This is a genomic window from Caballeronia sp. (genome assembly GCF_049581465.1).
GTDB lineage: Bacteria > Pseudomonadota > Gammaproteobacteria > Burkholderiales > Burkholderiaceae > Caballeronia.
In genome coordinates this window covers 1-1,566 of sequence record NZ_JBAUSA010001134.1, presented here as the reverse complement: position 1 = coordinate 1,566, position 1,566 = coordinate 1, and the positions used below count along the sequence as shown (strand labels likewise).

Below are 1,566 nucleotides of genomic sequence, written 5' to 3'. Positions count from 1 at the left end.
CATCAGGCTTCCTCCGGTGCGTCGGACAACACGATCTCAATGCCACCAAATCGCGATGCCACCCAGTTGTACGCGTGGCACGCAATCCAGAGCAGGATGAAGCCGAGTATCGCGTTGAGCAGCAAGGCGCTCGTGACGGTGCTGAATTCGACTGAGCCGTATCGGAAGAATGCAACCAGCACGCCGAGCAACACGATCGGTACGCTGAAGGTCAGATAAACGAGGATCAGCGCTTTGGCAGTCTGACCCGGCGCGATAAATGTAATTTGTTTTTTCATGGAAGGAAAAGCCTTGTCAGTCATGGAGCAATGCGGCGCAATGCGCTCAATACGTCGGTTTCTAGCCGCTTGCGCGAATAGCGGCGCCGCAACTTTGATGTCGAACGGGAATCTGGAGTTAGATCAGGCTGTCGAACGGCAGGACATCCACGCTGTCTCCTGCATCAATGTTGCCCATTTCATGCTTGAGCACAATGAAGCAATTGGCCTCGCTCATGGAACTTAGAACGCCTGAGCCTTGTGGTCCGGTTGTCGCCACCCGCCAGCGTCCGCTCGCGTCGCAGTTCGCTATACCGCGCTGAAACTCAGTGCGCCCCGCGCGTTTCGCGATCGCTTGGGTGCTTATCGCCGGGATCAACGTGAGTTCTTGCGGCGTCGCACCCGCCATGGCGAGGAGCGCTTCACGGACGATGAAATAAAACGTCGCCATTACCGCAACCGGGTTGCCGGGCAAGCCGAAGAACAACGCCGACTCGCCCTCGCCCGGACGTTTTCCCGACCACAGGCGGCCAAATGCGAGCGGGCGGCCTGGACGCATTGCGATCTTCCAGAACGCCACGTCGCCGAGCGAATTCATCAGACCGCGCGTAAAGTCGGCATCCCCCACGGAGACACCACCGGAGCTGATCACTACATCGGCTTCTTGCGTAGCCTGCCGTAACGCACGTTCAAGCGAAGCGCGATCGTCGCGGACAATACCGAGATCCACGGGCTCCACGTTCAGGCGGCGCAGCATCGCGAACAGGGTGTAGCGGTTGCTGTCGTAAACGCAGCCGGCATCGAGCGGTTCGCCAACCGAGCGCAACTCGTCGCCGGTCGAAAAAAATGCGACACGCACGCGTCGCTGCACATCCACTTCGCCGATACCCAGCGACGCCAGTAGTCCGAGATCCGACGCCCGGACGACGCGGCCTTTGCGCAACGCCGGCCGGTCCTTCGAAAGGTCTTCGCCAGCGAGCCGCCGGTTTGCGCCCGGCACGATGCCGGCCGTCGGAAAGCTGATCGCGTCGCCGATACGCTCGACGCACTCTTGCGGCACGACCGTATCGCAACCCGCCGCAATGAGCGCGCCGGTCATGGTGCGTACACATTGAGTCGGCTCGATGTGCTCCGCAAACGGCCGCCCCGCGAACGCGGTACCCACGACGTTCAACCGAACGCCTTCGATACCCCCGGCTAGCGCCGCGCTATCGAACGCGTAGCCGTCCATGGCGGAATTGTCGTGTGAAGGAACATTGATCGGCGACACCACGTCGCTTGCCAGCACGCGATCGAGCGCGTCGAACAG

At 61.0% G+C, this 1,566-nt stretch carries 2 protein-coding genes; both read right to left on the bottom strand.

What is annotated here, in order from left to right; all coding sequences use genetic code 11:
* Positions 1–2: 2 nt before the first annotated feature.
* Positions 3–278 carry a hypothetical protein gene (locus WCA53_RS27775; RefSeq protein ID WP_423918419.1) on the bottom strand — a complete coding sequence of 92 codons (276 nt, stop codon included), beginning with the start codon at positions 276–278 and terminating at the stop codon, positions 3–5.
* Between the two features lie 118 nt (positions 279–396).
* Positions 397–1,566, bottom strand: a 1,170-nt coding sequence (glp, locus tag WCA53_RS27770) for a gephyrin-like molybdotransferase Glp (RefSeq protein WP_423918416.1), incomplete at its 5' end; no start/stop codon positions are given.

Bases quoted from the DNA above. Each gene is read 5' to 3' on its own strand.
- WCA53_RS27775 (WP_423918419.1), bottom strand. From the start codon at position 278: ATGAAAAAACAAATTACATTTATCGCGCCGGGTCAGACTGCCAAAGCG.